Below are 8,540 nucleotides of genomic sequence, written 5' to 3'. Positions count from 1 at the left end.
TCCTGTAGAGTTTGAACGGCGCTACGCGCAACGAGGGTCTTGAGTGTCTACGGAACCCTGGGCGTATCACACGGTCTTCGTCGATCCGTATTACGGTGAGATGATCAATGCGACGGTGCTGCTTTCTTCCGTGATCACAGGTGCCGCGTCGGTTGACGGTACGTCAGCTAGTTATTCCACCAGTGTGTCTGGGCAGAGCGTCTATTTGAATTTCAACGCCATTGCCGGGCAGAACCTTGGGTTTGCGTTGAGCGATATTGTTACGTCGAATTCGACGTCGAATATGTCACTGCAAGTCTTTGATCCGGATAGCCAGATTTTAACCGCTCAATCGTGCTTCGCAGTTAATAACGGCTGCCAGGTGAATCTGCCCAACCTGAAGGCGGGTACGTATACCGTGTCGGTGTCGCCACCATCGGATGGCGACCAAACCATGAAGTTCACCTCCACGCTCTCCAGCGATCTCACCGGCAGTCTGACGCTTGGCACAGCTAAATCGGTGAGCCTGACACGGCGTGGCCAGAACGCTCGTCTGAGCTTCAACGGCACGGCGGGACAGCAGTCGCTGGCGCTTAATGTGTCCGGGCAAAGCACGGTGCCGACGGCGCGCGGTGTCTATTACACGGTCTATGCGCCGGATGGGTCGCAATTAAACAGTGCGTCGATTACGGCCAGTGGCAGCGTGAGCCTACCCAAGTTGCCGGCCACCGGCACGTACATGGTCTTTGTCGATCCTGGTTATGGTGAAACCGCCAGCGCCAGCCTGTTGCTCTCGTCTTCCTCGGCCATCACCGGCACGGTGCCGGTCGACGGTACGTCGGGGAGCTACACCACCACCATGTCCGGGCAGAAGGTGGCGCTGAGTTTCACCGCTACTGCCGGGCAGAACCTGGGGTTTGCGCTGAGCGACATCGTCACGCCGAACGCGACGTCGAATCTGTCTGTGCAAATCGCCGATTCCGCCGGCAATGTGGTGGGTAGCCAGACCTGTGCGGCGGCCAATAACGGCTGTCAGGTGAATCTGTCCGGCCTGAAGGCTGGCACGTACAGCGCAGTGGTGTCGCCGCCGACAACCGGTGACCAAACGATGAAGTTCACCGCCACGCTCTCCAGCGATCTCACCGACAGTCTGGTGCTTGGCACGGCCAAATCGGTGAGCCTGACGCGCCGTGGCCAGAACGCACGTCTGAGCTTCAGCGGCACGGCGGGGCAGCAGGGATTGGTGTTGCAGGTTTCCGGGCAAAGCACGGTGCCGACGGCGCGCGGTGTCTATTACACCGTCTATGCACCGGACGGATCGCAATTGAACAGCGCGTCGATCACTGGCAGTGGCAGTTTGAACCTGTCCAAGTTGCCTACGACCGGCACGTATATGGTCTTTGTCGATCCTGGTTATGGCGAAACCGCCAGCGCCAGCCTGTTGCTCTCGTCCTCCTCCTCAGCCATCACCGGCACGGTGCCGGTCAATGGCACGCCGGGGAACTATGCCACCACGGTGCCCGGGCAGAAGGTGTCGCTGAGTTTCACCGCCACCGCCGGGCAAAACCTGGGCTTTGCACTGAGCGACATCGTCACGTCGAACACGACGTCGAACCTGTCCTTGCAAATTGCTGATTCCGCAGGCAACGCGGTGGGTAGCCAGACCTGCGCGGCGGCCAATAATGGTTGCCAGGTGAACCTGTCCAACGTGAAGGCGGGGACGTACAGCGTGGTGGTGTCGCCGCCTTCAAACGGTGACCAGACCATGAAGTTCACCGCCACGCTGTCCACCGACCTCACCGATAGTCTGGTGTCAGGCACGGCCAAGGCAGTGAGTCTCACGCGTCGCGGGCAGAACAGCCGCCTGAGCTTCAGCGGCACGGCGGGTCAGCAGGGGCTTGCGCTGCGGGTTTCTGGGCAGAGTACGGTGCCGGCCAGTCGCACGGTCGATTACACGGTTTACGCGCCGGATGGATCGCAATTGAACACCCAGTCGGTGGCGACGAACGGGACCTTGAACCTGTCCAAGTTGCCAACGACCGGCACGTACACCGTCTTCGTCGATCCGCATTATGGCGAGACAGCCAGCGCCAGCGTACTGCTTGCGTCGGCCGTCACCGGCACGATGACGGTCAATGGCACGCCGGGCAGTTCCGCCACCACGGTACCCGGGCAGAAGGTGTACTTGAGTTTCACCGCCACTGCTGGGCAAAACCTGGGCTTTGCACTGAGCGACCTGGTGACGTCGAACACAACGTCGACGATGTCCCTGCAAATTGCCGATCCCACTGGCAACGCAGTGGGCAGCCAGACCTGTGCGGCAGCCAATAACGGTTGCCAGGTGAACCTATCCAACCTGAAGGCGGGGACGTACAGCGTGGTGCTGTCGCCACCGCCAGACGGCGACCAGACCATGAAATTCACTTCCACGCTGTCCACGGATCTCACCGATCGCTTGGTGCTGGGTACGGCCAAGGCAGTGAGCCTGACGCGCCGCGGGCAGAACAGCCGGCTGAGCTTTAGCGGCACGGCGGGGCAGGGGTTGGTGCTGCGGGTCTCGGCGCAAACCACGGTGCCGGCCAGTCGCGCGGTCGATTACACGGTCTATGCGCCGGATGGAACGCTCTTGAATACGGTCTCGGTGAGTGCGAGCGGGTCGTTGAACCTGACCAAACTTCCGACCACCGGCACGTACACGGTCCTCGTCGATCCGCACTACGGTGAGACGGTCAGTTCACAACTGCTGGTGGGAACCGGCAGTCGCTCTCAAGCCAAGGAAATCTCCCATGCCAACCCCTAAGATCGCATTGAAAGGATGGATATGCAGCGTCGGCCTGGGGATGTTCGCGGCCTTGGCGAGTGTGCCCACCGGCTGGGCGCAGCAGGGTGCCGGCGCGCCGAGTGCCGTATCGACGTCGGCATCCGCTGCGTCGGTAATGGCGTCCACGCCACCGCGCGTGGTGCTGGAAGGCGGTCGGCTGCTGCGGCTGGAGGCCACGGGCCAAACGCTGGTCTTGATGGCCGCGGACAACCCGCATCCCCTGCGCAACTGGCAGATGCTGGAACCGCGCCAGGGCGCCAGCCTGACCCGGCTGGCCGATGGTCGGGTGTTGCTGTGGGGCGGCGCTGGCGCCGATGGCGCGCTGCGCAAGACCGGCGTGCTGATCGATCCGCAGCAGGGCGGCTGGGTGCCGACGGCGCTGGACGGCGTGCATCCGCGCGCAGGTCATAGCGCCACGGTGTTGAGTGATGGCCGCCTGCTGGTGGCAGGCGGTAAGGGCGCTCCCGATCATGCGCAGCTATGGGACCCGCGCACGCAGCAGGTGACGGAGATCGTCATGCCGGCGCGGGTGGGTCAGACCGCCACGCTGCAGGCCGATGGCAAGGTGCGCCTGTCCGGCGGCACGGATGGCCGTGGCCAGCCGGCGTCGCAGGATGTGGTGTTTGATCCGACCACCGGAACCTTCGCCTCGGCGGGGCCGGTGGGCGCGGCGTTCGGCACGTCGTTGGCGGTGGCTGCGGCGTCGCCGAAGGACCAAGACGCGCGGGTCGATCCGGCCACGCGCATCGCGCTGCGCTTCACGCGCCCGGTGCGCGGCAGCGAGGTGAATGGTTCCACCGTGGCCTTGATGGGTCCAGCGGGTCCGGTCGAGGCGCGGGTGACGACGGCCGAAGGCGGGCGTCTGGTATTTGTGCAACCTGATGCGTTGCTGTTCCCCGGCACGGATTACACGGTGATGGTGGACGGCCTACATGGGCTGGATGGCGCCGCGCTGCCGCTGTCGGTGATCGAGTGGAAGACTGCCGCGAGTGCGGCGGCGCCCACCGTGCAGGCGCCTGGCGTGGCCGCACGGCCATCGGCGACGCTGTTGGGCTGCGGCCAATCGCACCCGTTGCCGTGCCGCGCGCATGCGTTGCTGGCCGATGGCACCTGGCGTCCGGGCCAGGACAACACCGATGCGCGCTGGCGGGCGCCTGGCGCACAACCGGCGCAGCCGGCGCTGAGCGCGTTGGAGGCGGTGGCGATGGCGAGCCAGCGCACCAGCGTCAGCGGTCAGGTGTTGTTGGTGGACGGCCAGCCCATCGCCGGGGTGGCGGTCAGCGTGGGCAAGCAGATCACGCACACCGATCCTAGCGGCCGCTTTGTGTTGTCTGGTCTGCCTGTTGGCCACCAGGAGCTGTACGTGGATGGCAGTGCGGCCAATGCCGCCGGGCACCAGTACGGCGAGTTCGTGGTCGGCGTCGATCTGCAGGCCGGGCAGCTCACCCGGCTGCCCTACACGATGTATCTGCCACGGATCAGCGCCCGTGATACCACGGCCATCGCCTCGCCGTTGAAGCAGGATATGGTGCTCACCCATCCGGATATGCCGGGGCTGCAGATCCACATTCCGGCCGGCACGGTGATCCGCGACCGCAAGGGCGCGTTGGTGCATCAACTCTCCATCGTGCCCACGCCGGTCAACCGGGCGCCGTTCCCGGTGGCGAGCAACTACCCGATGTACTTCACCCTGGAACCAGGCGGAGCCACGGTGCAGGCGCTGACCCCGCAGGCGGCACAGGGGATCAAGATCCTGTACCCGAACTACGACACGCTGACCACCGGCACGCGGGCCAATTTCTGGATCTACGACCCGTCCGAGGGCTGGCGGGTGTACGGGCAGGGGCGGGTGACCAGCGACGGCACGCGCATCGCCCCGGAAGGCGGGGTGGCGCTGTACAAGACCATGGGCGCCAGCTACAGCATCGACACCCACACCCCACCACCGGACCCGGACACGCCGCACTGCAGCGATGGCTGCGGCAAGGAGGCTGGCGGTGGCGGCGCGACGGCGGGCGACCCGATCGACCTGTATACCGGGGAGTTTTCCTATACCGAGACCGACGCGGTGGTGCCGGGCCTGTCACCGTTGGTGGTGACGCGCTCCTATCGCCCGGGCGACCCCAACAAGCAGGACTTCGGGATCGGCACGGCGGCCAATTTCCGTTACACGCTCTACGCGCCGCCGACCGGTTTGCAGCACGGTTGTTCAGGTAGCACTCAGTGCGTCAACCCGTCCACGGTCGATTACAACCAACTGCAACTGGTGTTGCCCGGCGGCATGCCGGTGACGTTCGCGCGTGTGTCCGGCAGTGGGTTGGCCGGGCAATGGCAGCAGATCGGCTCGGTTTCCGGTTACGCCGGTGCGACTATCACCCAGGGCAGCCCGCGCGGTCACGGCTACCTGCTGACGCTGCGCGACGGCAGCATGATGTATTTCAATCAGTATTCGCCCAATCGGCTGGAGTGGAGCCTGGACCACTTCGGCAACCGGGTGGACTACACCTACGATGCCGGCCTGGTCAGCCACATCGTCTCGGCCACGGGGCGTTCGCTGAGCATCGGCTACGACAGCAACAACCGCATCAATACGCTGAGCGACCCACTGGGCAACACCTGGTCCTACGCCTACAACGACGACGGCTACCTGTCGCAGGTGACCCGCCCGGACGGCAGCACGCGCAGTTATTACTACAAGATCCGCCAGGCCGCCGGGATCCGCGAAGGCGCCGACACGCTGCCCTATCAGGCGCGCTTGGAGTCCATCACCGACAGCAAACAGCAGCGGGTGCTGTTCAACGAGTTCGAGAGCGCCAATGGCACCTGGACGGGCCGGGTGGTCAAACAGACCCAGGCCGATGGCGGAGTGCTGACGATCAACTACGCGCATGTTGATGGCAACACCACCGGGGTGCTGGTGACCAAGCCGGACGGCAGCCAGCGCCGGGTGGTGTTCGACCCGGTCAGCCACTACCCGAGTAGCGACACGCTGGCCTATGGCACGCCCCTGGCGCAGACCATCACCTACGAGCGCACCGCCAGCGGCCAGACCACGGCCCGCACCGACGCCCTGGGCCGGCGTACCGAGTACGCCTACGACAGCGCCGGACGCCCGCTCCAGATCACCCAACTGGCCGGCACCGCGCAGGCGCGCAGCACCACGCTCGCCTACAACGGCGATGGCGATTTGGCCGCGATTACTGATGCCCTGGGCCGCACCACCAGCTTTGGCTACACGAACCGCTGCCTGACCTCGGTGACCACGCCGTTGGGCCAGACCAGCACCGCCACCTGCAACGGCGCCGGGCAACGCCTGAGCGTGACCGACCCCCTCGGCCACACCAGCAGCTTCACCTGGAGCAACGACGACCTGACCGCGATCACCGATGCGCTGGGCCGGCAGACGCAATTGCGCACCGACGCATTGGGCCGCTTGATCGGCGTGCAGGACGCACAAGGCAATGTCTCGCGCTTCGAGTACGACGCGCTGGGCCGGCAGACCAAGGCAGTCGATCCGCAGGGCAACAGCGTGGCCACGGGCTTCGATGCCAACGGCAACGTCTCGGCGATCCTGCTGCCGAACGGGGCGGGCGTGACGTATGCCTACGACGCACGCGACCGCCGCATCAGCCGCACCGACGCGCTGGGCCAGGCGGAGACCTGGACCTATGACAGCATGGACCGGGTCGCCAGCCACACCGACCGGCGCAACCGCACCACCACGTACAGCTACGACGCGTTGGGCCGCCCGAGCACGGCCACGCTGCCCGGCGCGGGCGGCACGCTGACCGCCAGCTACGACGCCGGCAATCGACTGGTGGCGCTGGCCGACAGCCTGTCGGGCACGCTGAGCTGGAGCTACGACGGCTTCGATGAGGTGACCCAGGCCAACGGCCCGCAAGGCAGCATCGTGTATGGCTACGACGCCGTGGGCCGGCGGACCAGCATGCAGGCGGCCACGCAGACGCCGGTGAGTTATGCCTATGATGACGGCGACCGCCTGACCGGCATCGCCCAGGGCACCGACACGGTGAGCTTCGCCTACGACAACGCCAATCGCCTGAACAGCAAGACGCTGCCGAATCAGGTACAGACGGTGTACGTGTACAACGACGCCAATCAGGTGACGGGGCTTGCCTGGGGCAAGGTGGGACAAACGGCGCTGGGTAGCCTGGGCTACGGCTATGACAGCCGAGGGCTACTCGTCGCACAGACCGGCAGCCATGCGCCGCAAGCGCTGCCGCCTGCCAGCACCAACAACAGCTTCGACGACAACAGCCGACAGACCCAGGCCAACGGCAACGCACGCAGCTACGACGCAGACGGCCACCTGCTCAGTGATGGCACCAGAACCTACACCTGGGACGACCGCGACCACCTGAGTCAGATCACGCAAGGCGGCACCGTCATCGCCAGCTACAGTTATGACGCGCTGGGCCGACGCAGCACCAGGACGGAGAACGGCACCACCACGCAATATCTGTACGACGGCTTGGACGCGGTGCAGGAGACGCAAGGAGCAAAGATCAACCCGATCCTGACCGGCCTGGGCATCGACGAACGCTACGCGCGCGACGATAACGGCGGACGCACTTACTTCCTGACCGACGCGTTGGGCAGCACACGATTGTTGACGGATACGAATGGCAACGCGGTGCAGCGTTACGACTACGATCCGTATGGAGCGACCACACAGAGCAGCACGAGCTACAGCAATCCGTATCAATACACCGGGCGCGAGCACGATCAGAGCGGATTGTATTACTACCGTGCGCGGTATTACACGCCGGAGTTGGGGCGGTTCGTTAGCGAGGATCCGATTAAGTTGGCGGGCGGGGTCAATAGTTATACATATGTTGGAGGTAATCCAATCTCATTCTTTGATCCATATGGGCTTTGGACCTTTCAGATTGGTTTTTCAGGTTCTTATTCATATACCATTGGTGGTATAGGTTTCTCCGGCGTTATAGGAATAGGTGCAGTCATTGATGGTCATGGCAATATTGCTTCTTACACATATGACGGCTATGGAGCAGCTGTGGGCTTGCCTGGAGCCCAAGCGGGCGTGCATATTGCAGGTTCCGATGGTGATACAGTATGTGATATCGCTGGGCCGTTCGAAAATGTAAGCGTAGGTGGTACGGTGGTTACAGGCTGTCTGCTTTGAGGCCATGGTCAACGATTTGCGTTCGATCTTGCGGGTAGCGCAAGGCAAGCAGGGGCAGCCCAGCGCCGTGATCCTAGATGGCCGAACGCTACAGTCCACATGCGAAAGCGGACCGCGTGCGGGCTACGACGGCTATAAGCGCAAGAAGGGCAGTAAGGTGCACATGGCAGTGGACACGCTCGGCCACTTGCTAGCAGTGCAGGTCACGCCAGCCGACGAGCAGGAACGAGCTCAGGTGCGATCGCTGGCGCAGGAAGTTCAGCATGTCACGGGCGAGACGGTGAAACTGGCATTCGTCGATCAAGGCTACACAGGCGAAGGGCCGGCTGAAGCCGCGCAGGAGGAAGGCATCGAACTACATGTCGTAAAACTGCCGGAGACCAAGAAAGGTTTTGTATTGCTGCCGCGCCGCTGGGTCGTGGAGCGCAGTTTCGGTTGGGTCAATCGGTTCCGACGCCTGGCCCGTGATTACGAACGTCTTCCCGAAACCCTGGCTGGACTCCACTTCGTCGTCTTCTCCATCCTCATGCTTGGAAATGCCACGTCTCTACTTCAAAGTTCATAACACGCTCT

Annotated in this window: 2 protein-coding genes and 1 pseudogene; all 3 read left to right on the top strand. The window is 63.9% G+C overall.

The genetic code is table 11. The annotated features are described in order from the left end of the window. Positions 1–43: 43 nt before the first annotated feature. Positions 44–2,779: a PPC domain-containing protein gene (locus XALGPE39_RS09485; RefSeq protein ID WP_161795336.1), complete on the top strand. Its 2,736-nt coding sequence runs from the start codon at positions 44–46 to the stop codon at positions 2,777–2,779. Next, on the top strand, positions 2,766–7,967 hold the full coding sequence (locus tag XALGPE39_RS09480; RefSeq protein ID WP_082061874.1) for an RHS repeat-associated core domain-containing protein: 5,202 nt from the start codon (positions 2,766–2,768) through the stop codon (positions 7,965–7,967). Before XALGPE39_RS09485 ends, XALGPE39_RS09480 begins: the two co-directional genes overlap by 14 nt. Beyond that, positions 7,960–8,532: pseudogene (locus XALGPE39_RS09475) on the top strand (transposase); the annotation flags it as partial. The gene XALGPE39_RS09480 and the pseudogene XALGPE39_RS09475, both read left to right, overlap by 8 nt. Positions 8,533–8,540 lie beyond the last annotated feature (8 nt).

Source organism: Xanthomonas sp. GPE 39, assembly GCF_000963005.1.
GTDB lineage: Bacteria > Pseudomonadota > Gammaproteobacteria > Xanthomonadales > Xanthomonadaceae > Xanthomonas_A.
The sequence above is the reverse complement of the archived record's forward strand: the minus strand, read 5'-3'. Positions and strand labels throughout refer to the sequence as shown.